Source organism: Youngimonas ophiurae (nom. illeg.), from assembly GCF_049803795.1.
Lineage (GTDB): Bacteria > Pseudomonadota > Alphaproteobacteria > Rhodobacterales > Rhodobacteraceae > Thalassobius.
The window spans coordinates 86,610-107,129 of record NZ_JBNAGJ010000004.1 but is presented as its reverse complement, the minus strand read 5'-3'; the positions used below and the strand labels follow the sequence as shown (position 1 = coordinate 107,129).

General features: G+C 61.6%; 22 protein-coding genes and 1 tRNA gene. 13 read left to right on the top strand and 10 right to left on the bottom strand.

Annotated elements, in window-relative coordinates:
* The first annotated feature begins 41 nt into the window (after positions 1–41).
* Genes ACP15O_RS10415 through ACP15O_RS10395 form a run of 5 tightly spaced genes read left to right on the top strand, consistent with a single transcriptional unit; the run spans position 42 to position 5,922 of the window.
* Positions 42–518 (top strand): formate dehydrogenase subunit gamma, encoded by a 477-nt coding sequence (locus ACP15O_RS10415; RefSeq protein WP_425096033.1) that lies wholly within the window; start codon positions 42–44, stop codon positions 516–518.
* A complete protein-coding gene (locus ACP15O_RS10410) occupies positions 515–2,032 on the top strand; it encodes a formate dehydrogenase beta subunit (RefSeq protein ID WP_425096032.1) in 1,518 nt (505 codons plus the stop codon). The genes ACP15O_RS10415 and ACP15O_RS10410 overlap by 4 nt, the downstream gene beginning before the upstream one ends.
* Positions 2,029–4,905 carry a formate dehydrogenase subunit alpha gene (fdhF, locus tag ACP15O_RS10405; RefSeq protein ID WP_425096031.1) on the top strand — a complete coding sequence of 959 codons (2,877 nt, stop codon included), beginning with the start codon at positions 2,029–2,031 and terminating at the stop codon, positions 4,903–4,905. The genes ACP15O_RS10410 and fdhF overlap by 4 nt, the downstream gene beginning before the upstream one ends.
* Positions 4,902–5,717: a formate dehydrogenase accessory sulfurtransferase FdhD gene (gene fdhD, locus ACP15O_RS10400; protein WP_425096030.1), complete on the top strand. Its 816-nt coding sequence runs from the start codon at positions 4,902–4,904 to the stop codon at positions 5,715–5,717. The genes fdhF and fdhD overlap by 4 nt, the downstream gene beginning before the upstream one ends.
* Positions 5,707–5,922, top strand: a complete 216-nt coding sequence (locus ACP15O_RS10395; RefSeq protein ID WP_425096029.1) for a formate dehydrogenase subunit delta — start codon at positions 5,707–5,709, stop codon at positions 5,920–5,922. The genes fdhD and ACP15O_RS10395 overlap by 11 nt, the downstream gene beginning before the upstream one ends.
* Here the strand turns inward: ACP15O_RS10395 and ACP15O_RS10390 are convergent.
* Together ACP15O_RS10390 and ACP15O_RS10385 are read right to left on the bottom strand one after the other, a co-directional pair.
* Entirely contained in the window at positions 5,919–6,638 is a 720-nt protein-coding gene (locus ACP15O_RS10390) for a sulfotransferase family 2 domain-containing protein (protein WP_425096028.1), read from the bottom strand. The two genes, ACP15O_RS10395 and ACP15O_RS10390, sit on opposite strands and share 4 nt — an antisense overlap.
* A 37-nt stretch (positions 6,639–6,675) precedes the next feature.
* A tRNA-Arg gene (locus ACP15O_RS10385) sits at positions 6,676–6,752 on the bottom strand.
* Between the two features lie 92 nt (positions 6,753–6,844).
* Here ACP15O_RS10385 and ACP15O_RS10380 point away from each other — a divergent pair.
* Positions 6,845–7,864 (top strand): LacI family DNA-binding transcriptional regulator, encoded by a 1,020-nt coding sequence (locus tag ACP15O_RS10380; protein WP_425096027.1) that lies wholly within the window; start codon positions 6,845–6,847, stop codon positions 7,862–7,864.
* On the opposite strand, the gene ACP15O_RS10375 is transcribed toward ACP15O_RS10380, so the two are convergent.
* Both ACP15O_RS10375 and ACP15O_RS10370 read right to left on the bottom strand, forming a co-directional pair.
* A complete protein-coding gene (locus ACP15O_RS10375) occupies positions 7,861–8,535 on the bottom strand; it encodes a winged helix-turn-helix domain-containing protein (protein WP_425096285.1) in 675 nt (224 codons plus the stop codon). The two genes, ACP15O_RS10380 and ACP15O_RS10375, sit on opposite strands and share 4 nt — an antisense overlap.
* A 1-nt stretch (position 8,536) precedes the next feature.
* Entirely contained in the window at positions 8,537–8,827 is a 291-nt protein-coding gene (locus tag ACP15O_RS10370; RefSeq protein WP_425096026.1) for a hypothetical protein, read from the bottom strand.
* Between the two features lie 184 nt (positions 8,828–9,011).
* Here ACP15O_RS10370 and ACP15O_RS10365 point away from each other — a divergent pair, with 184 nt between their 5' ends.
* The 3 genes from ACP15O_RS10365 (at position 9,012) to ACP15O_RS10355 (ending at position 11,417) form a co-directional block, all read left to right on the top strand.
* Positions 9,012–9,551 (top strand): hypothetical protein, encoded by a 540-nt coding sequence (locus ACP15O_RS10365; protein WP_425096025.1) that lies wholly within the window; start codon positions 9,012–9,014, stop codon positions 9,549–9,551.
* A gap of 39 nt (positions 9,552–9,590) precedes the next feature.
* Positions 9,591–10,223, top strand: coding sequence for a ribonuclease HII (locus ACP15O_RS10360; RefSeq protein WP_425096024.1), 633 nt, complete (start codon positions 9,591–9,593; stop codon positions 10,221–10,223).
* A gap of 90 nt (positions 10,224–10,313) precedes the next feature.
* On the top strand, positions 10,314–11,417 hold the full coding sequence (locus tag ACP15O_RS10355; RefSeq protein ID WP_425096023.1) for a site-specific DNA-methyltransferase: 1,104 nt from the start codon (positions 10,314–10,316) through the stop codon (positions 11,415–11,417).
* A gap of 82 nt (positions 11,418–11,499) precedes the next feature.
* On the opposite strand, the gene ACP15O_RS10350 is transcribed toward ACP15O_RS10355, so the two are convergent.
* Together ACP15O_RS10350 and mutY are read right to left on the bottom strand one after the other, a co-directional pair.
* Entirely contained in the window at positions 11,500–12,636 is a 1,137-nt protein-coding gene (locus tag ACP15O_RS10350) for an alkane 1-monooxygenase (protein WP_425096022.1), read from the bottom strand.
* A gap of 24 nt (positions 12,637–12,660) precedes the next feature.
* Positions 12,661–13,713, bottom strand: coding sequence for an A/G-specific adenine glycosylase (gene mutY / locus ACP15O_RS10345; protein ID WP_425096283.1), 1,053 nt, complete (start codon positions 13,711–13,713; stop codon positions 12,661–12,663).
* Between the two features lie 97 nt (positions 13,714–13,810).
* Here mutY and ACP15O_RS10340 point away from each other — a divergent pair, with 97 nt between their 5' ends.
* The 3 genes from ACP15O_RS10340 to ACP15O_RS10330 are packed head-to-tail and all read left to right on the top strand — an operon-like array spanning position 13,811 to position 16,100.
* Positions 13,811–14,320 (top strand): DUF721 domain-containing protein, encoded by a 510-nt coding sequence (locus ACP15O_RS10340; protein ID WP_425096021.1) that lies wholly within the window; start codon positions 13,811–13,813, stop codon positions 14,318–14,320.
* A gap of 14 nt (positions 14,321–14,334) precedes the next feature.
* On the top strand, positions 14,335–14,988 hold the full coding sequence (locus ACP15O_RS10335) for a DsbA family protein (protein ID WP_425096020.1): 654 nt from the start codon (positions 14,335–14,337) through the stop codon (positions 14,986–14,988).
* Entirely contained in the window at positions 14,988–16,100 is a 1,113-nt protein-coding gene (locus tag ACP15O_RS10330) for a CaiB/BaiF CoA transferase family protein (protein ID WP_425096019.1), read from the top strand. Before ACP15O_RS10335 ends, ACP15O_RS10330 begins: the two co-directional genes overlap by 1 nt.
* Positions 16,101–16,163: 63 nt before the next feature.
* Here ACP15O_RS10330 and ACP15O_RS10325 read toward each other — a convergent pair whose 3' ends face one another.
* Positions 16,164–16,817: a YggS family pyridoxal phosphate-dependent enzyme gene (locus ACP15O_RS10325; RefSeq protein ID WP_425096018.1), complete on the bottom strand. Its 654-nt coding sequence runs from the start codon at positions 16,815–16,817 to the stop codon at positions 16,164–16,166.
* Between the two features lie 124 nt (positions 16,818–16,941).
* Positions 16,942–17,814, bottom strand: coding sequence for a porin (locus ACP15O_RS10320; protein ID WP_425096017.1), 873 nt, complete (start codon positions 17,812–17,814; stop codon positions 16,942–16,944).
* 287 nt (positions 17,815–18,101) lie between these two features.
* Here ACP15O_RS10320 and ACP15O_RS10315 point away from each other — a divergent pair, with 287 nt between their 5' ends.
* Complete coding sequence (locus tag ACP15O_RS10315) at positions 18,102–18,584, top strand: DUF3576 domain-containing protein (RefSeq protein ID WP_425096016.1); 483 nt, start codon at positions 18,102–18,104, stop codon at positions 18,582–18,584.
* Positions 18,585–18,690: 106 nt separating this feature from the next.
* Here ACP15O_RS10315 and ACP15O_RS10310 read toward each other — a convergent pair whose 3' ends face one another.
* The gene (locus ACP15O_RS10310; RefSeq protein ID WP_425096015.1) at positions 18,691–19,182 is read right to left on the bottom strand and encodes a cupin domain-containing protein; all 492 of its coding nucleotides are present in this window, start codon (positions 19,180–19,182) and stop codon (positions 18,691–18,693) included.
* A 9-nt stretch (positions 19,183–19,191) separates the two neighbouring features.
* Positions 19,192–20,451, bottom strand: coding sequence for a glycosyltransferase family 4 protein (locus ACP15O_RS10305; RefSeq protein ID WP_425096014.1), 1,260 nt, complete (start codon positions 20,449–20,451; stop codon positions 19,192–19,194).
* Positions 20,452–20,520: the final 69 nt, after the last annotated feature.

The following is a 20,520-nucleotide window of genomic DNA, read 5'->3' as shown; positions in this document are numbered from 1 at the left end:
AGGGCGTAGCACGGTGGCAAAGATACCGAACCGAGGCATCCATGACCCAGACTTCGCCCGCGCCCGGCAAGGACGAGATCCTTGCCATCATCGGCCGCCAGCTACATCTAGAAGGGCCCCTGCTGCCCATTTTACATGACCTGCAAAACACCTATGCGCACATTCCGGAAACGGCCGTACCGCTGATTGCGGATGCTTTGAATATCGGCCGCGCCGAGGTGCATGGGGTCATTAGTTTCTATCATGATTTTAGCGACTTACCTGCGGGCCACCATCGGGTAAAAATCTGCCGCGCCGAAGCGTGCCAAGCTGTCGGAGGTGCCGAAATCGGACAGTATGCGCTGGAAAAGCTGGGGCTTGAATGGCACGGCACCTCGGCCAATGGGCGCGTCACAATCGAGCCAGTCTACTGCCTGGGCCTGTGCGCCTGCGCCCCCGCCGCGATGGTGGACGATACCGTCGTGGGCCGCCTGGACACAGATAAGATCGACTCGATTCTGGCAGAGGTAGGCGCATGAGAATCTATGTTTCCATGGACAGCGCCGCCAAGGCGGTTGGCGCAGATGCGGTGGCGCGGGCCATCGAAATGGCGGCTGAGGCCCGCGGAATGGACGTGCAGATCGTGCGGAATGGCTCGCGCGGGATGATCTGGCTGGAACCACTGGTCGAGGTTGAAACCCCCGCCGGGCGCATCGGCTATGGCAATGTGACGGCAGCAGATGCCGCGGCGGTGCTGGAGGGCTCTTTGCCCGATCTGGGCCTGATCGAGGAAATCCCGTTTTTCGCCCGCCAAACCCGTCTGACCTTTGCCCGATGCGGCCTGACGGATCCTCTGTCGCTGGACGAATACCAGGCGCATGGCGGGCTGGCGGGGCTGCGCCGCGCCCTGGGCATGAACCAGGCCGACATGATCGAAGAGATGAAAACCTCAGGGCTGCGTGGACGCGGCGGGGCGGGGTTCCCGACCGGCATCAAATGGGACACGGTTTCCCAGGCGCAGGCGGATCAGAAATACATCGTCTGCAATGCCGACGAAGGCGATAGCGGCACCTTTGCCGACCGCATGATCATAGAGGGCGATCCCTTCTGCCTGATCGAGGGCATGACCATCGCCGGGCTGGCCACCGGGGCAACCAAGGGCTTTGTCTATCTGCGCAGCGAATACCCCGATGCGATCAAGGTCATGAACCGGGCCGTGGCGATCGCCCGCGCGCAGGGCATTCTGGGGGCCAGCGTCCTGGGCCAGGGCCCGGCTTTTGACATGGAAATCCGCGTGGGGGCCGGGGCCTATGTCTGCGGCGAGGAAACCAGCCTGCTGAACTCGCTTGAGGGTAAACGCGGCACCGTTCGGGCCAAACCGCCTCTGCCCGCGCTGGAAGGGTTTATGGGCAAACCGACGGTGGTGAATAACGTGCTGTCGCTGGCAACCGTGCCGGTGATCTTTGAAAAAGGCGCTGAACATTACGCGGGCTTCGGGCTGGGGCGTTCACGCGGGACGATGCCGATTCAACTGGCCGGAAACATCAAACATGGCGGGCTGTTTGAAACCGCTTTTGGCCTGCCCTTGGGGGATCTGGTGAATGACATCGGAGGCGGCACGGCCTCGGGGCTGCCGGTAAAGGCGGTGCAGGTGGGTGGGCCTTTGGGGGCCTATCTGCCGCCCGATCAGTTCGATACGCCGTTTGGCTATGAAGAGTTCGACGGTCAGGGCGCGCTGATCGGCCACGCGGGTGTGGTGGTCTTCGATGACAGCGCGGACATGCTGAAAATGGCCCGTTTCGCGATGGAGTTCTGCGCGGTGGAAAGCTGCGGGAAATGCACGCCCTGCCGGATCGGCGCGGTGCGCGGGATGGAAACGCTGGACCGGATCGGCCAGGGCGATGCCAGCGCCGTCGAGCTGCTGACCGACCTGTGCGAAACGATGAAAGAGGGCTCGCTCTGTGCGTTGGGGGGCTTCACGCCCTATCCGGTGATGTCCGCACTGACCCATTTCCCCGATGATTTCCCTGTGATGCAGGAGGCCGCAGAATGAAGGACTTGATTATCCCCTGGGATGACCGCGACATGGGCACCCCCGCCAAATCTGGCGCTCCGGTCACGCTGAACATCGACGGGTTCGAGGTCACGGTGCCCGAGGGCACATCCGTCATGCGCGCCGCGGCTGAGGCCGGGATTTCCGTGCCGAAGCTCTGCGCCACGGATTCGATCGAGGCCTTCGGTTCATGCCGCCTGTGTGTGGTGGAAATCGAGGGCCGGCGCGGCACGCCCGCGTCCTGCACCACGCCCGTTTCGCCGGGGATGGTGGTGCACACACAGTCCTCGAAGGTACGCAAAATCCGCAAAGGCGTGATGGAGCTGTATATCAGCGACCACCCGCTGGATTGCCTGACCTGCGCGGCCAATGGCGATTGCGAATTGCAGGATATGGCCGGGGCCGTCGGGCTGCGCGATGTGCGCTATACACCGGGCGAAAACCACTTTGAAACCCGCGCCGGGGACGCCCCGAATGCGCGCTACATCCCCAAGGACGAAAGCAACCCGTATTTCACCTATGATCCGCAGAAATGTATCGCATGTTCGCGCTGTGTGCGCGCCTGCGAAGAGGTCCAGGGCACCTTTGCCCTGACAATGGAAGGCCGCGGCTTTGACAGCCGGATCAGCGCCGGGGCCTCGTTCGATGATTTCCTGTCCTCGGATTGCGTCAGCTGCGGCGCCTGTGTGCAGGCTTGCCCCACGGCGACCTTGCAGGAAAAATCCGTGATCGAAATGGGCGTGCCGGATCGGTCCATCGTGACCACCTGCGCCTATTGCGGTGTGGGCTGTTCCTTCAAGGCCGAGATGCAGGGCGATCAGCTGGTGCGCATGGTTCCGCATAAACAGGGTAAGGCAAACCGCGGTCATTCCTGCGTGAAGGGGCGCTTTGCCTTTGGCTATGCCACCCACAAAGAGCGCATCCTGAACCCGATGATCCGCGACAGTATCGACCAGCCCTGGCAACAGGTCAGCTGGGACGAGGCGCTGGAATTCGCTGCGGCCCGGATGCGCAAGATTCAGGAAAAACACGGTCGGCGCTCGGTCGGGGTGATTACATCCAGCCGCTGCACGAACGAGGAAACCTTTCTGGTGCAGAAACTGACCCGCGCGGTTTTTGGCAATAACAACACCGATACCTGCGCGCGGGTGTGTCATTCGCCCACGGGCTATGGGCTGGGGCAGACCTTTGGCACCAGCGCGGGCACGCAGGATTTCGACAGTGTCGAGCATACGGATGTGGTGATCATCATCGGGGCAAACCCAACCGATGGGCATCCGGTCTTTGCCTCGCGTTTGAAAAAGCGCCTGCGGGCGGGGGCCAAGCTGATCGTCGTGGATCCGCGCCGCACGGATATGGTGAAATCGAACCACATTCAGGCGCAGCATCACCTGGCGCTGCGCCCCGGCACCAACGTCGCCGTGGTGACTGCTCTGGCGCATGTGATCGTCACCGAGGGGCTGTATAACGAGGCGTTCATCCGCGCGCGCTGCGATTGGGACGAATTCCAGGAATATGCCGAGTTTGCCAGCGATCCGCGCCATTCCCCCGAATCTGTCGAGGACCTGACCGGCGTCCCCGCAGACGAGCTGCGCGCCGCCGCGCGTCTGTTCGCCACCGGCGGGAACGGCGCGATTTACTATGGTCTGGGCGTGACCGAACACAGCCAAGGCTCGACCACCGTGATCGGGATTGCGAATCTGGCGATGCTGACCGGCAATATCGGCCGCACCGGCGTGGGCGTGAATCCCCTGCGCGGACAGAATAACGTGCAGGGATCGTGCGATATGGGCAGCTTCCCGCATGAATTGCCCGGCTATCGCCATGTCAAACTGCCCGAGGTTCGCGCCATTTTCGAGGACGCCTGGGGCGTTCAGATTGACCCCGAACCGGGCCTGCGCATCCCCAACATGCTGGACGCCGCCGTGGAGGGCACATTCAAAGGGCTGTATTGTCAGGGCGAGGACATCCTGCAATCGGACCCTGACACCAAACACGTTGCCGCCGGGCTGGCTGCGATGGAATGCGTCATCGTGCATGACCTGTTCCTGAACGAGACCGCGAACTATGCGCATGTGTTCCTGCCTGGCTCGTCCTTTTTGGAAAAGAACGGCACCTTCACCAATGCCGAGCGCCGTATCAACATGGTCCGCAAGGTGATGGCTCCGCTCAATGGCTATGAGGACTGGCAGGTCACGCAGATGCTGGCCAATGCCATGGGCGCGGATTGGAAGTATGAGCATCCCTCTGAAATCATGGCGGAAATCTCGGCCACTACGCCGTCTTTTGCCGGGGTGACCTATGACCGTCTGGAGCAAATGGGCAGCATCCAATGGCCCTGTAATGATGACAACCCGGATGGCACTCCGCTGATGCATGTGGATGGGTTCGTGCGCGGCAAGGGGCGGTTCATCCACACCGAATACGTGGCCACGGATGAACGCACCGGCCCGCGTTTCCCGCTGCTGCTGACCACGGGCCGCGTGCTGTCGCAATATAACGTCGGCGCGCAAACCAGGCGGACGGAAAACGTGGTCTGGCATGATCAGGATCGGCTGGAAATCCACCCTCATGACGCGGAAAACCGGGGTATCAAGGACGGGGATTTCGTGAAACTGGCCTCGCGCTCGGGCGAGATCACGCTGCGGGCGCAGATCACCGATCGCGTCAATCCCGGCGTGGTCTATACCACCTTCCACCACCCCGATACGCAGGCGAATGTTGTCACCACCGATTACAGCGACTGGGCCACGAACTGCCCCGAATATAAGGTGACGGCGGTACAGGTCAGCCCCTCGAACGGGCCAACCGACTGGCAAGAGGATTACGCCGCCCAGGCCGCCCTGTCGCGCCGGATCGAGGCCGCGGAATGAGGCCCCCGGCCCTCTCTCTGCCCGGTCTGTCGGTGCAGCGCGACGGCCAGCGCCGCATCGCGCGCTCTTTACCGCAGGAAGTGCCCGTTGTGCTGGTTTTCAACGGCGAAACGCAGGCTGTCATGATGGCCACCCCCGCCGATCTGGATGATTTCGCCGTCGGCTTTGCAATCGGCGAAGGGATCGTCACCACCCCGGCACAAATCGACAGCTTCGAGATCGTCGAACACGCGCAGGGGATCGAGGCCCGCCTGTTGCTGAAGGACAAGGCCTCCAAGGCCCTGCGCGCCCGTCGCCGTGCCATGACCGGGCCGGTGGGCTGCGGGCTGTGTGGCATCGACAGTCTGGATCAGGCCCAGCAAGATCTGCCGCCCGTTGTCTCGGCCCTGCGCCTGCCGCGTGATCTGGTAGCCCGCGCCAGTGACGCGCTGCGCCAGCATCAGCCGCTGCATGACCAGACGCACGCCGTCCATGCGGCGGGGTTTCTGACCCCCGATCGGGGCCTGATCGCCACCCGCGAAGACGTGGGACGCCACAATGCGCTGGATAAGCTGATCGGCCATCTGGTGCAGACAGGTATCGCCCCCGGCACAGGTGCCATTGTCCTGACCAGTCGCCTGTCCGTTGAATTGGTGCAAAAGGCCGCTCTGGCGGGCTGCCCTGTGCTGATCGCGGTGTCCGCCCCAACCGCGCTGGCCGTGCGCACCGCTGAAACTGCGGGGATTACGCTTGCCGCCTTTGCCCGTGGTGGCGGGTTTGACTTGTATTCTCACCCCGAACGCATCGAAACCGGAGCCTCAGATGTCGCCTGAAAAGATGGTCATGATGGCCAACCAGATCGCCACGTTTTTCAAAACCCAGCCGGGTGACGATCAGGCCGCGCGTGTCGCCGACCACCTGACCGATTTCTGGGAACCTCGGATGCGGGCGCAGCTGCTAAGCTATGTCGAAGCGGGCGGCGCAGGCCTGGAGCCGCTGGTACTGCAAGCCGCTCTGGCGATCAAAGCCAGCGCCTAGGGCGCCGCATATCCCAGCGTCTGCACATCGCGGGCATAGCGGTGGCGCACGATCTCGATCATCTGCGGAGTCCAGTGCGGCCCGGCACCGGGTCTTTGCGGACGGCGCAGATGATTCAGCGGCTGCGCGATGCCCAGCTGCTGAAACAGGGTGTGAACGTCCTGTTCCAACGTCTCGAACCGGCCCAGGAAATGCAGGCAATGGGCGCTGTCTCGGGGCAGGGAAATCCAATCCATCTGCGCCCGGAAATGCGGATAGAGCCGAATAGAATTCCAAATCCGATCAGACTCTAACGCCATGACAAAGCTGGTGAAATCCGGATACTGCGCCAAATTATCAGTCGCCCACCGGACATCCGGCGAGGCATTGATCCCGATCGCGCTATGCAGATAGTGGAAGGCCGAGGCCAGACGCGTCCAGGGGTTACGGACAAACCCCACGCGCAGCGCCCGATCAAACCGCACAGGATCAGCGATCCGATACCGCGAGGCCGGCACATGGCCGTATTTCCATCCCAGCGCCTCGGCCAGGGATGTCCCTGCGGCCTTGGGGACATGCAGGAAAATCAGGGGCTGCGCCCGGTCCGGTGCCAGGTCAAATCGGTAGGGATCGGGCAATCTGGCGGTCAGCCACGCCCGCGCCCAATCCGGCATCGGGCGATGCTCTAGATCGCGCAGCCGCAGCCTGATCCGTTCACGAGGAGTATAGAGTGCCATCGTCCTGCCCTGATCTGCGTACCGCGCAAACGCCCACTGGCGATCCCGGCAGGATTCGAACCTGCAACCTGCCCCTTAGGAGGGGGCTGCTCTATCCAGTTGAGCCACGGGACCGCACCCTTGCGTCTTAGCCCGATGCAAACGCTTGAACAAGTGTCGGGGTTCGCGCTAACACTTATGAACCCGCAATTATCAGGACCCGTGATTTGAACCAAGCCACCAGCCGCCCCCTTACCCTGCGCGACGTGTCCGAGGCCTCGGGCGTGTCTGAAATGACGGTCAGCCGCGTGTTGCGAAACCGCAGCGATGTCAGTGCAGCCACACGGGAAAAGGTGCTGAAAGCCGCGAAACAGCTGGGCTATGTGCCGAATAAGATTGCCGGGGCGCTGGCCAGTCAGCGGGTCAATCTGGTGGCCGTGATCATTCCGTCCCTGTCCAACATGGTGTTCCCCGAGGTCATGGCCGGCATCAGCCGCACGCTGGAAGATACCGGCCTGCAACCCGTTGTAGGGGTCACCGATTACAGCCCCGAAAAAGAGGAAAAGGTTCTCTATGAGATGCTGTCCTGGCGGCCTTCGGGGGTGATCATCGCCGGGCTGGAACATTCCGATGCGGCCCGCGCCATGCTGCGCGCGGCGGGAATTCCGGTGGTTGAAATCATGGACGTTGATGGCGAACCCGTGGACACCTGCGTTGGCATCTCGCATCGCCGCGCGGGCCGCCAGATGGCCGAGGCGATTTTGCAGGCAGGCTATAAACGCATCGGGTTCCTGGGCACGAAGATGCCTTTGGATCACCGCGCGCGCAAACGGTTCGAAGGCTTCACCCAGGCGCTGGCCCGTGGCGGGGTCGAAGTAACCGATCAGGAGTTTTACTCGGGTGGGTCGGCGCTGGCCAAGGGCCGCGAGATGACCGCCGCCATGCTGGAACGCACGCCGGATCTGGATTTTCTCTATTATTCGAATGACATGATCGGCGCGGGCGGGCTGCTGTATCTGATCGAGAAAGGCTATGACGTGCCCGGCCGGATCGGTCTGGCGGGCTTTAACGGGGTCGAGTTGCTGCAAGGTCTGCCCAAACAACTGGCTACGATGGATGCCTGTCGGTCTGAAATCGGGCGCAAAGCCGCCAAGGTGATTCTGAACCGGATCGAAAACCCCGAGCAAGGCTCGCCCAGCCATATCGAGCTGACCCCCACAATCACCCGCGGCGACAGCCTGCGCTAGATCATGCGGATCACGTCCTTATCGACGGCCAGCATGTAACCTTTGCGCGCGATGTTTTTCACCAGCAGCTCGGAAATCATCTGATTGCCCAGCGTGTCGCGCAGGCGCTTGATCCGGGTGGCGCCGGCGGCCTCTTCGCAATCGGCGGCATCACGGCCCGAAACCATCGCCTCGATCTCGGAGCCGGACAGCACATCCTCATCCATCCGGGCCTCGGCCAGAACCGATAGGGTCTCCATCGCTGCGCCGGTCAGCTTGAAGCCCATATTGTTCAGATAAACCGTGTTTTCATCGCGGGAAATCAGCAACGAGGACACCTGAATCCCCGCTTGTTCAATCTGCGCCATGCGGCGGTTCAGCGTCACCAGCATCACCAGGAACACCAGCGCCGCCACCAGCAGCGCGGTGGCAAACACCAGCAGCACGAAAATCACCACCCGGTAGCTGGCCAGCGTGTCGGAAAAGGCCGTGCCGGACTGGGCCAGAATTTCCAGCAGCTTGATTTCCGCCTGGCCGGTCAGCAGGTCGCTCTCGACGAAAATCCGTTCGACCCGCGCGTTAAACGCGTTGGCATCGGGCAGCGTCAGGAACAGCACCACAGCCGCCACCAGCAGAATCGCGACAATCGCCACGATCCCGAACACCACGATCCGCCCGCCCGAACGGCGCATTTCAGAAGCGGAGGTAATACCGTCCTGCACTGTCTTTCCTTTCGCTTAGCCCGTCCCGATCAAAGACAGACAACACGTTCAACAGCACCCACCCTTCGCGGGACAGACGCGCGGCGACCTCGGACCGGGCCGAGGACCGATCACAGGCACCATCCAGTTTCATGACACCGTAGTGCAGACGCAAAGGGCTGTCCTGCTTGGCCTTGTAATCGGCATAACATGGCCCGTCCGCCAAGGCGACGACAGGCAGCAAAACCAGTGCAGACAGCAATATGGCAAAGATCTGTTTCATGGTCTCAGAATGCGCGGGCCGGCGTAGTTATTCAATAACCAAAAGGGTTTGCATCCAATGTTATCCGATAACCGAAGGGCGTTATTGAGCGACTCTGCCCCCCTGGACCAGGGTGATTCCATCACAGCCCGTCTGCACCGCATCGGGCAAATCGGAAGACCAACCCGAACACAGGAGGACACCCATGTCCCGCAAATTTATCGCTTCTGTTCTGGCTGCATCGCTGGCCATCACCTCAATCTCGGCGGCGCCGGCCCGCGCTGACGGTGACGATCTGATGAAATTCCTGGCCGGGGCCACCGCGCTGGTGATCATCGGCAAAGCGCTGGAGGACGATAAGAAAAGCACGCGCGAGGTCTCGCGTCATGATCGTGATCGGTATTACCGGGACGGGCAGCACCGGGACCGCTGGAATGATCATGGGCGCTATGGGCGGGACACGCCTCCGCGTGTTTATTTCGACCGCCGTCATGCCCCCCGCGCCACGCGGGATGCCGAGCGCCGCTACCGTAAAAACGTGCTGCCCGCCCAATGCCGCAGCAGTTTCTGGACACCAGAGGGCCGCCAGAAATACATGGATAACCGTTGCCTGAAGCGGAACTACTCGTTCGCGCATGAGCTGCCGAAAAAATGCAAGATCATGTTCTACGACCGCAATCAGAAAAAACGCGGCTATTCGATCAATTGCCTGAAAGACCGCGGGTATCGCCTGGAACGCGGCTAAGGGCTTGATCCGCCCCTCCGGTTCGGCTTCAACACAGGAATGAGCACACCGGATTATACCTTCGAGCAGTCGGCCCACGCGCAGGGATACCTGCGCGTGGCGGGCGTTGATGAGGTCGGGCGCGGGCCGCTGGCCGGCCCCGTCACCGCCGCCGCCGTCATCCTGGACCCGAATCGCATTCCCGCCGGGCTGAACGATTCCAAAAAACTGTCAGCCAAGAAACGCGCCGCCGTGCTGGAGGAGTTGCTGGACGTCGCGCAGATTTCCGTGGCCCATGCCAGCGTTCAGGAAATCGACACCCATAACATCCTGCGCGCCAGTCATATCGCCATGGTTCGCGCCATTCAGGGCCTGCCGCAACAGCCGGATTTCGCGCTGATCGACGGCAATATGATCCCGCGCGATCTGGCCATTCCGTCTCAGGCCGTGATCAAGGGCGATGGGCTGTCAGTGTCGATTGCGGCGGCCTCGATTGTGGCCAAAATAAGGCGCGATCAACTGATGGTGGAGTTAGCGCAACAGTTCCCCGGCTATGGCTGGGAGAAAAACGCCGGTTATCCGTCCCCCCAACACCGCGAAGCGCTGCAAAACCTTGGTGTGACCCCACACCATAGACGTTCGTTCAAACCCGTCCACAATATCTTGTATCAACAGAAAAATGTAAGTGACTGATTCAAAAAAGAAATTGACGCAGAATCCCATTTGACTCATCTTTGTCTCAAACCAAAGAGCGCAAAAGCGCCGTGGATTTTGAGGCAGAGAATGAACAAGACACACACCAAAAAGGGCGCGCCTGCGCTCCCTCTAAACACGATTCTTGCTGGGGACTGCATCGAAATGATGAACAGTCTGCCCGAGAACTCGATCGATCTGATTTTCGCGGACCCGCCCTATAACCTTCAACTGAAGGGCGATCTGCACCGACCGGACAACTCCAAGGTGGACGCCGTGGATGATGCCTGGGACCAGTTTTCCTCGTTTGCGGCCTATGACAGATTTACCCAAGACTGGCTGGCCGCAGCCCGCCGATTGCTCAAACCCAATGGGGCTATTTGGGTGATCGGCTCTTATCACAACATCTTTCGTGTCGGCGCCGCGATGCAAAACGCGGGCTATTGGATTTTGAACGATGTCGTTTGGCGCAAGTCGAACCCGATGCCGAATTTCCGCGGCAAACGCTTTACCAACGCCCATGAAACCATGATCTGGGCCAGCAAATCCGAGGGTGCGAAATACACCTTCAACTATGAGGCGCTGAAGGCCCTGAACGAGGGCATCCAGATGCGCTCGGACTGGGTGCTGCCAATCTGCAATGGCGGCGAGCGCCTGAAAGACGACAACGGCGAAAAAGCCCACCCCACGCAAAAACCCGAAAGCCTGCTGCACCGTGTGCTGGTCGGATCCACGAACCCTGGCGATGTGGTGCTGGATCCGTTCTTTGGCACCGGCACCACCGGCGCTGTGGCCAAACGCCTGGGCCGCGATTTCATCGGTATCGAACGCGAGGAAGCCTACCGCAAGGTTGCGCAGAAACGCCTGGACAGCGTGCGCAAATTCGACCGCGAGGCCCTGATGGTCAGCGCCTCGAAACGCGCCGCGCCACGTGTGCCCTTTGGCCAGCTGGTCGAGCGCGGAATGCTGCGTCCCGGTCAGGTGCTGACGAACGCCCGCGGCCAGATCGCCAAGGTCCGCGCCGACGGGTCTTTGGTGGCCGATGGGGTGAAGGGCTCGATCCATCAGGTTGGCGCCGCATTGGAAGGCGCGCCCAGCTGCAACGGCTGGACCTACTGGAGCACCCAAAGCGAGGGCAAAACCGTCCCGATTGACGTGTTCCGCCAGCAGATTCGCGCAGAGATGGCGAACTAAGACATATCAAACACCGCCGGTGCCTGTGGCCTGACACGGCACCTGACTTCCCCGCTGGTTCGTCCAGCGGGGCTTTTTGGTTTCACACATGCCGAGGCAGCGGGTTCGTGCCGGCCTTATAGGCGCTCCAATCCTCGATTTCGGGGTAATATTGCCGCCGCCAGGCGCGCACACGCGGGTTCATCATCCGCCGCCAGACCGGCGGGATCGTCGCCAGCGCCGCCATCAGAGGATAGCCATAGGGCAGCTGCGGGGCCTCGGTTTCATCATAGGTTTGCAGCAGCGGAAACCGCCGGTCAGGTTTATAGTGATGATCCGAATGGCGCTGCAAATTGATCAGCAACCAGTTCGTCGCGGTATGCGAGGCATTCCAGCTGTGGTGCGGTTTGACATGTTCGTATTTGCCGTCCCCCAGGTGTTTGCGGGTCAGGCCGTAATGTTCCACATAGTTGGTCAGCTCCAACTGCCAAATCGCGCTGATCGCCTGTAGCAGAAACAAAGCCAGCCCCTGCCAGCCGCCCAGAACGACAGCCAGAACAATCGCGGCCAGTTGCAACGCCCCATAGCGCCAGAACGGATTGCGCAGGCTGGTGACAGGCAGTTTACGGCGGGCCAGCATGATGCGTTCGGCCTGCCAGGCGGATCGGGGGCATTCTTGTAGAACACGCAGGAAAAAGCGGTGGAAATTCTCATTATAGCGCGCCGTCACCGCATCGCGCGGCGTCCCCACATGGCGGTGATGCACCAGCAGGTGCTCGGTCCGGAAATGAGAATAGAGCACCATTGCCAGCAGCAGATCGCCCAGCCAGCGCTCGGACATGTTGGATTGGTGCAGCAGTTCATGCGCATAGACGATGCCGATGGTGCCCGTCAGCACCCCCACGCCAAAGAACAGAACGATCTGTTCCCAGGCCGCCAGATGGCCGGTATGCGTGACATACCAGATCAGCCCGAACACGGTAATCGCCTGCACCGGGAACCACATCATGGTGATCACGCGATACCAGAACAGCTGCGCCTCTTCGGTGTTTGGATCGGGGTTTTCCGTGTTCAGCCCCAGCGCGGCATCCAGTCCGGTGAACACCCACCAGCCCAGCAAAGGCAGCAAGAACACCGTCCAGCCGCCAAAGACGGCTCCGATCCAGGCCAGAGGCACCAGCCCCAGCGACATCCAGAAAGGCGCGGCACGGCGAAACGAGGCAATGGGAACGATAGACATGGGAAGCTCCGGGTAGGGGCGCGTTCAGGGGGTATTGTCGAACTCGGGCCGGGCCAGGTCAAATGCCTTTCGCATCACGGTGGGCAAATCTGACGGGCGAAATGTCGCGAGAGGCCGGAACGCGCCAACCTGTGGGCGCGTATCAGGCGCGGCACGGGCGATCATCACAGTCAGGCGCAAGTGGAAATGGGTAAAGGTGTGGCGCGCCTCGGCCGGGATTTGCTGCCAATCGGCCTGGAAAGGAGGCGCAGGCTGGGGCGCCGCGCTCCAATCCGAACCGGGCCAGCCCAGCATCCCGCCCAGCAGGCCTTTGTCCGGGCGGCGTTCCAGCAGATAGGCCCCATCCGTGCGCTGCGCGATATAGGCAATGCCCAACCGGGTGGGTTTGGGTTTCTTCGGCTCTTTCTTGGGCAGTTCGGCGGCAGTGCCGCGCTGACGGGCCAGACAAGGCGCGCGCCATGGGCAAATCCCGCAGGCCGGATTGCGCGGGGTGCAGATCGTCGCGCCCAGATCCATCACCGCCTGCGCGTAATCCCCCGGACGCTGCGGCGGGGTCAGGGCCTCGGCCAGCGCGGTCAGTTCGGGCTTGGCGCGGGGCAGAGGCGTATGAACATCGTAAACCCGCGCCATGACACGCTCGACATTGCCATCCACCACGGTTTCCGCACGGTCAAACGCGATCGAGGAAATGGCCGCCGCCGTATAGGGCCCGATGCCTGGCAGTTTCAACAGGGCCTCACGCGTGTCGGGAAATATGCCGCCCAAATCGCCAGCCACCACACGGGCGCATTTCAGCAGGTTGCGCGCGCGGGCGTAGTATCCCAAACCCGCCCATTCGGCCATCACGTCCTCATCCGCGGCAGCCGCCAGATCGGCCACCGTGGGCCAACGGGTGGTAAAACGGAGGAAATACTCTTTCACCGCCGCCACGGTTGTCTGCTGCAACATGACCTCGGACAGCCAGACGCGATAGGGATCGGGGCGCTGGCCGGCCTGCCGATCCTGCGGCCCCACACGCCAAGGCATCACCCGCGCGCTCACATCATACCATTCCAGCAAGTCACTGGTCTGATCCATTTTCACGTCACGCAATCTTTATCCCCTGTCAGGTCGTAATCTGCTGGTGTCTTTTCGTCTGGCTACTAGAATAGCGCCAGTCAGAAGGATGCAAGTCATGGCCGCGCGCTATAGCACAACCAAAGGGTTTGCCCGCACCTCGGCCTTGTTGCAATCACGCATTCGCAAGGCCGGAGAATCGCGTGGATTCGCCGTTACCCGCCTGCTGACCCACTGGCCCGAGGTTGTCGGCGAGGATATCGCCGCCATCGCCCGGCCCGTGGATGTGAAATACGGGCGCAGCGGGGGGTTTGGTGCCACGCTGACCTTGCTGACCACCGGCGCGCAGGCTCCGATGCTGGAAATGCAGAAGGATCAGATCCGCCAGAAGGTGAACGGAGTCTACGGCTATAACGCCATCGCACGGATCCGCATCACACAGACCGCGCCCACCGGATTTTCCGAGGGACAGGCCAGTTTCGCCTACCGGCAGAAACCCAAACCAAAGGCCCCCGATCCGGAAATCACCAGCCAGGCCCGCCAGATGGCCGAAGGCGCAACAGATGAAAACCTGCGCCAGGCACTGGAAGCCCTGGCCAGAAATGTTCTATCCAAATCGAAACACTAAGAAAGGTTTTGCAGATGGACCGCAGATATGCACTGGGTGTGATTGGCGCCGCCGCCGTCATCGGAGGCGCCCTGACCCTGACCAAACGCAGCGACGGCCTGCCGCCGATGGCTGCCCTGGCCGAAGGGGAAGGAGTGGACACGTCCTCGGTGGTTGAGATGGCTCTGGGCGCCGAAGACGCCAAGGTGACACTGATCGAGTACGCCTCGTATACCTGCCCGCATTGCGCCACGTTCCACAATGGCCCGCTGAAGAAAATCAAAGAGGAATATGTCGAGACCGGCAAAGTCCGCTTTATCTATCGCGATGTGTATTTCGACCGCCCCGGCCTGTGGGCCGCGCTGGTGGCACGCTGCGATCCGTCCAAATTCTTTGGCATCTCGGACCTGCTGTATGGCGATCAGAAGGCGTGGGTCGGATCGGGCGATCCGGCCGGTATCGTCGAAAACCTGCGCAAGATCGGCCGCATCGCTGGCCTGACCGAGGAACAGCTGGACACCTGCCTAAGCGACGGCACCCGCGCGCAGACCCTGTACACCTGGTTCCAGGATAACGCCAAGGCCGACGACATCGACAGCACGCCCTCGTTGATCCTGAACGGTAAAAAACATTCGAACATGTCGTATACCGATCTGAAAACCTTGCTGGACGAAGCTCTGGAGGCCTGATGACCACCCCACTGGAAGGCGTCAAAGTCGTTGAACTGGCACGGATTCTGGCGGGCCCCTGGGCCGGCCAGGCCCTGTCGGATCTGGGAGCCGAGGTCATCAAAGTCGAGAGCCCGGCTGGCGATGACACCCGCCAATGGGGCCCTCCGTTCATCGAGCGCGAAAACGACAAGACCGCCGCCTATTTCCATGCGTGCAATCGGGGGAAGCGCTCGGTCACCGTGGATTTTCGCACCGCCGAGGGCCAGGAAAAAATCCGTGAACTGGTGCGCGACGCCGACATTCTGATCGAGAATTTCAAGCTGGGCGGGCTGGCCAAATACGGGCTGGATTACGATTCGCTGCGGCAGGTGAATCCGCGGCTGATCTATTGCTCGATCACCGGGTTCGGCCAAACCGGGCCCTATGCGCATCGCGCGGGCTATGACTATATCATTCAGGGCATGTCCGGGCTGATGTCGATTACGGGCGATCCGGATGGACAGCCCCAGCGCGCGGGCGTGGCCATTACCGATGTGTTTACGGGCATGTATTCCGTCACGGGGATTCTGGCCGCGCTTTATCAGCGCGAACGCACCGGAACCGGCCAGCATATCGACATGGCCCTGCTGGATTGCGCGGTGGCCGTGACCGCAAACCAGGCGATGAATTACCTGAGCACCGGGACGCCTCCGGGGCGGACGGGGAACTATCACCCCAATCTTGCGCCCTATCAGGTGTTCGACTGCAAGGACGGGTTCATTATCATCGCCACCGGAAATGACCCGCAATATCAACGACTTTGTAAGCTGTTAGGCCTGGATTGGATGGCCGAGGCCCCCGAGTTCCTGAAGAATGCAGACCGGATTGCCAATCGCGACCGGATGATCGACCTGTTGATGGAAGCGACGCGCGGCTGGACCAAGGCCGAGCTGCTGGATGGCTGCGAGGCGCAGGGAATTCCCGCCGGACCGATCAACGATATGGCCGAAGTGTTCGACGACCCTCAGGTGCAGGCGCGTGGGATGCGGATCGACCTGGACGGTGTGCCGGGGGTGCGGATGCCGATCGTATTCTCGGAGGCTGAACTGAACTTGCAGCGCCCCTCGCCCAGGCTGGGAGAGGACGGGTAAGGGGGGCTTTGCCCCCGCGCCTGGCGGCGCTCCCCCAGAGTATTGGCTAGAGCAAAGAAGGGGTTAGCCGTAGTCGCGGGCCCCGAAAATGGCGGAGCCGACGCGCACATGGGTGGCGCCTTGGGCGATGGCCTTTTCGAAATCATCCGACATGCCCATCGAGAGCTGATCGAGCCCATTGCGGGCGGCGATTTTCTGTAGCAGGGCGAAGTGGAGGCTGGATTCTTCGTCCACGGGGGGGATGCACATCAGCCCCCGAACCGGCAGATCCAGCGCGCGGCATTCAGCGATGAAGCTGTCGGCATCGGCGGGCAGGACGCCTGCCTTTTGTGGCTCTTCGCCGGTGTTGACCTGGATGAACAGATCGGGGCAGTGGCCCAGTTCCTGGGTCAGACGGGCCAGGGTATTGGCCAGTTTGGGACGGTCCAGAGTGTGGATGGCCTCGAAGAGGTGCATGGCCTGGCGCGCTTTGTTGGTTTGCAGCGGACCGATCATGTGGACCTTTACGTCTTTGTACTGAGAGCGGAAATCGGGCCATTTGGCGGCGGCTTCCTGAACCTTGTTTTCCCCAAAGAGGCGGTGACCTTCGTCCAGAACGGCCTGAACCCGCGCATTGGGCTGCACCTTGGAGACAGCAATCAGCTGCACGCTGCCAGCGGGGCGGCCTGCGGCCTGCTCGGCCTTGGCGATACGGGTCTGGATTTCGGGCAGGGACATGGGGCCTCCGGCAATTTTGACAGGGTCATGAAACATGTTTTCCGCAGACAGTCAAAACCCGGCTGCGCAAAAGAAAAGAGCGGGCGCAAGGCCCGCTCTTCCCTATAAGGATCTTCTGGTTCGATTAGAACGCGAAGAAGAAACCAGCCGACAGCAGGGTCACGTCGGTGATGTCGTTCTGGGTCAGGCCAGCTTCGATCGACGCGCCGCCCAGATCGTGGCTGACGCCCAGACCGTAGGTTTCGCCAGCACCGTCTTCCGACGACACCATGCCGTACAGGTAGGTGGCTGCGCCAACATTTGCGCCGCCCGAGATCGACCACTTGTCGACGCCTTCGTTGTCAGCGTAACCGATCTGGAAGTCAGCTGCGCCGATGTTGCCGCCGAAGGTCACAACGGTTTTGTCGCCGATGGTCGACGAGTCTTGCACGGCGATGGCTGCGGTGTAGTCACCGAAGGTGTAGGCCAGAGCCAGAGCGTCCGAGCTGTCCGACGACGACAGGTGAGCGGTGAAGCCGTTTGCCGAGTAGATCACTTCGACGCCGTTCACAACACCGGTGCCGCCCGAGGAGTATGCGTCCCAGGTCCAGAAGCCAGCGCCGTAGGTGTTGGTCACCAGCGAGGTGAAGCCGTTACCTTCCAGGCCCATGCCTGCGGACTTGGTGCCCATGTACAGGTTCGGCATGGCTTCGATGGCGCCCAGGATGTTACCTGCAGCAACGGTCAGGCCGCCGGTGGTCAGGTAGAAGCGTGCGCCGTTACCTGCGCCCATGCCGTTTTCTTCGGTCTGGATACGCTGACGTGCACCGAATTTGATGCCCGACTGGGTTTCAGCCGACACGTCGATCTGGATGCGCAGACGCGAGATGAAGTTGGTGTCATCGGTTGCGTCGTTGTACAGAGCGCCGAAACGGCCGTAGCCCGACAGGTTGATGTCTGCAGCTGCCATGCCAGCGGTGGCGATCAGGGCAGTCGTTGCGAAGAGAACTTTTTTCATAGTTTTTCCCTCGGTTTTCCAATCATGCGCCCCAAAACGGGGAATCCGTATTGGGTATGGCGGTTGTGTCGCTCTTTTCGGGGGTCGTTTGCAAGCGAACCGACATGCCGATGTCACATTGCCCCCGCAGATGGTGCAGCTTTGCCACAGTCCGTCAGGGCCCATTCCGTTCGCGCCCATAGGCCGACCTTTGCGCGCCTCTGGACCGGACGGGACTAAGACCTTGCCCAGACACGGGCGGTTGGATAGGAAGGTTTCCATAATTCTTAAGGGAACTGGGCTTGGCTATGACGTTCACAGGCATCAAAACGAAAGCGGTGGCGCTGGCGGCCGTTCTGGCCCTGGCGGGCTGCGCTGGCGGACCCCCGACCGAAGAGGCCGACGCCTCGAACCTGACCCCGCGCGATCGCGCCTTCCGCACCGAGGGCACCAGCATCTGGGATGCCTTCCGCAAGAAGAACTCGGATGTGAACGTGGCGGTGAACCGCTTTATCTGGAACGCCTCGCTGGAGGTGCTGAACTTTCTGCCGGTCGAATCGGTGGATCCGTTCACGGGCGTGATTGTCATGGGGTATGGCACGCCTCCGGGTGGGGGGCGCGCCTATCGCGCGACGGTTCATGTAAAAGACCCCGCGCTAGAGGCGCGCTCGCTGGTCGTCGCGATGCAGGACAAGGCCGGCCGCCCGATCAGCGCCAGCACCCAGCGCGCGGTTGAAGATGCGATTCTGTCACGCGCCCGTCAGCTGCGGATTTCGGCACGGCGCTTCTGATCGGCGCAATCCCGATGTAAACGCCCCCCCCGAGCGCCCGGCGCCGGGGGTTTTCTTTGGGGCCTTCATTACCGGCATTTTGCCCGTGTGCGCCGATTGTGGCGGGCTATTTCCGCCCCACAGAGCCGCCCGGCACTGCAATTGCGGACCGATCCACCAGAGACCACGGCAACCCCGCGCTGCGAAAAAGGCGTTTGTCCTTGTTCGGGTAATCGCACACGTCATGGGGCAGCCGCTGGCCGATCACCAGACAGCGCAGAGCCGTCTGGCCCGTGTTCACAATCGTATGCGCCAGCCCGCCCTTGCGATAGCCCAGAAAGTCGCCGGGCCCGATAGCGTGTTCCTGATCGCCAATCACAGCGGTCCCGGTGCCGGACAGGATATAGACGCATTCATCCTCGTGGTGGTGCAGGTGAAGTTCGGTGGTTTCATGGCCCGGTTGCACCTCGATCAGATGCACGCCCAGCCCCGTCAGCCCCGTTGCATCGCCCAGAGATTTGTTCAGACGCTGCGCATTCGGGTTCAGGAAATGGGTTTTCCGGGCCCCGTCCATGGCGTCGATCTCTGCGGCGCGCAGCAGGTATGTCTCATTCGTCATGTGTCCCTCCTAACCGGCCACCGCACCCGGAGCCATCTGATACAGACGTTCAATCCAGTCCAACTGCCGGGGCAGGCAGACGGTTTTCAGGTCGTAATTCCGCACGATCAGATCCCGCGCCGCAGCCCCCAGCCGAGCGCGCGCCGCAGGGTCGTCCAGCAGGCCAGAAATTTCACTCACCAGCGCATCCTTGTCAAAGAAATCCACCAGACGGCCGTTCACATCGTGGGTGATGGCCTCGGCCACGGGGGCGGTATCGCTGGCGACGATGGCGGCCTGAGTGGACATGGCCTCGAACAGGGACCAGGACAGCACGAAGGGATAGGTCAGGTAGACATGCACGCGGCTGACCTGCAACAGGCTGATGAACTGATCATAGGGGATGCGGCCTAGAAAATGCACACGGTCCCAATCGGGGGTGGGAATACGGCCGCGCACCTCATCTATGAAAATCTGTTTCCAGGTCTGCCCCTTGGGCGGACGCGCGCCATAGCTGACCTCATCCCCGCCAACGATCAGAACCCGCGCGTTGGGGCGCTCCTTCAGCAGGCGCGGCAGCGCGCGCATGAAGATATGATAGCCCCGATAAGGTTCCAGGTTTCGGTTGACGAAGGTGATCACCTCATCCTCGCGCGTTACGACCGACCCATCGGGCAAAGTCAGCCGCGCACCGGGGTTCTGCACCAGATGATCGGTGTCGATGCCATCATGAATGACGCTGATCTTGTCCTGCCAGTCAGCCGGAAAAGTGCTGGCCTGGAACCTTGTCGGCGACAGCCCCGCATCCGCCACATCAAAATGCATCCGGTTATTGAGGTTCTTGAGCCGTATCCGCATGGGTTCGGCCGGGCCTGTCTTTGACTGAAACTCGGGATCAAAGCCCACATGATCGGGACCGGACAGGTGATACAGCTCGCAATAGAGCCCGATCCGCGCCGAGGGCCACACATCGCGCAGGAACATCGTTTCACCCCAGCCGGGGTGACCGACGATGATATCGGGGGTAAACCCCTGATCGCGCAGCTTGAGCGCGGCGGCGAAACAGGCCTCGGCCCGGATGACCTTGGTGTCGAAATCCTGCACCCAAGGATGAATGCCCGTCCCCTGTTTGCGCGTCAGCCGGTAGGGCAGAACACGCACCCCCTGCCAGGTGCCCGGCTCTTTCACGCGCAGGGTCAGCGCGACGCATTGATGCCCCTGCGCAGCCAAGGCCGGAGCCAGATGTTTGAACTGGCCGGGGAAATTCTGATGGATAAAAAGGATTTTCATGGACGGGCCTGTATGGGTTTTCTTCTTTATACCCCGCAAAACTGCCTCGAACAGGGCTGGTTTTCACGA

What these genes read in the sequence shown, in the direction of transcription:
- ACP15O_RS10415 (WP_425096033.1), top strand. Translation starts at nt 42, where the DNA reads ATGACCCAGACTTCGCCCGCGCCCGGCAAGGACGAGATCCTTGCCATC.
- ACP15O_RS10410 (WP_425096032.1), top strand. Translation starts at nt 515, where the DNA reads ATGAGAATCTATGTTTCCATGGACAGCGCCGCCAAGGCGGTTGGCGCA.
- fdhF (WP_425096031.1), top strand. Translation starts at nt 2,029, where the DNA reads ATGAAGGACTTGATTATCCCCTGGGATGACCGCGACATGGGCACCCCC.
- fdhD (WP_425096030.1), top strand. Translation starts at nt 4,902, where the DNA reads ATGAGGCCCCCGGCCCTCTCTCTGCCCGGTCTGTCGGTGCAGCGCGAC.
- ACP15O_RS10395 (WP_425096029.1), top strand. Translation starts at nt 5,707, where the DNA reads ATGTCGCCTGAAAAGATGGTCATGATGGCCAACCAGATCGCCACGTTT.
- ACP15O_RS10390 (WP_425096028.1), bottom strand. Translation starts at nt 6,638, where the DNA reads ATGGCACTCTATACTCCTCGTGAACGGATCAGGCTGCGGCTGCGCGAT.
- ACP15O_RS10375 (WP_425096285.1), bottom strand. Translation starts at nt 8,535, where the DNA reads ATGCGCCGTTCGGGCGGGCGGATCGTGGTGTTCGGGATCGTGGCGATT.
- ACP15O_RS10370 (WP_425096026.1), bottom strand. Translation starts at nt 8,827, where the DNA reads ATGAAACAGATCTTTGCCATATTGCTGTCTGCACTGGTTTTGCTGCCT.
- ACP15O_RS10365 (WP_425096025.1), top strand. Translation starts at nt 9,012, where the DNA reads ATGTCCCGCAAATTTATCGCTTCTGTTCTGGCTGCATCGCTGGCCATC.
- ACP15O_RS10360 (WP_425096024.1), top strand. Translation starts at nt 9,591, where the DNA reads ATGAGCACACCGGATTATACCTTCGAGCAGTCGGCCCACGCGCAGGGA.
- ACP15O_RS10355 (WP_425096023.1), top strand. Translation starts at nt 10,314, where the DNA reads ATGAACAAGACACACACCAAAAAGGGCGCGCCTGCGCTCCCTCTAAAC.
- ACP15O_RS10350 (WP_425096022.1), bottom strand. Translation starts at nt 12,636, where the DNA reads ATGTCTATCGTTCCCATTGCCTCGTTTCGCCGTGCCGCGCCTTTCTGG.
- mutY (WP_425096283.1), bottom strand. Translation starts at nt 13,713, where the DNA reads ATGGATCAGACCAGTGACTTGCTGGAATGGTATGATGTGAGCGCGCGG.
- ACP15O_RS10340 (WP_425096021.1), top strand. Translation starts at nt 13,811, where the DNA reads ATGGCCGCGCGCTATAGCACAACCAAAGGGTTTGCCCGCACCTCGGCC.
- ACP15O_RS10335 (WP_425096020.1), top strand. Translation starts at nt 14,335, where the DNA reads ATGGACCGCAGATATGCACTGGGTGTGATTGGCGCCGCCGCCGTCATC.
- ACP15O_RS10330 (WP_425096019.1), top strand. Translation starts at nt 14,988, where the DNA reads ATGACCACCCCACTGGAAGGCGTCAAAGTCGTTGAACTGGCACGGATT.
- ACP15O_RS10325 (WP_425096018.1), bottom strand. Translation starts at nt 16,817, where the DNA reads ATGTCCCTGCCCGAAATCCAGACCCGTATCGCCAAGGCCGAGCAGGCC.
- ACP15O_RS10320 (WP_425096017.1), bottom strand. Translation starts at nt 17,814, where the DNA reads ATGAAAAAAGTTCTCTTCGCAACGACTGCCCTGATCGCCACCGCTGGC.
- ACP15O_RS10315 (WP_425096016.1), top strand. Translation starts at nt 18,102, where the DNA reads ATGACGTTCACAGGCATCAAAACGAAAGCGGTGGCGCTGGCGGCCGTT.
- ACP15O_RS10310 (WP_425096015.1), bottom strand. Translation starts at nt 19,182, where the DNA reads ATGACGAATGAGACATACCTGCTGCGCGCCGCAGAGATCGACGCCATG.
- ACP15O_RS10305 (WP_425096014.1), bottom strand. Translation starts at nt 20,451, where the DNA reads ATGAAAATCCTTTTTATCCATCAGAATTTCCCCGGCCAGTTCAAACAT.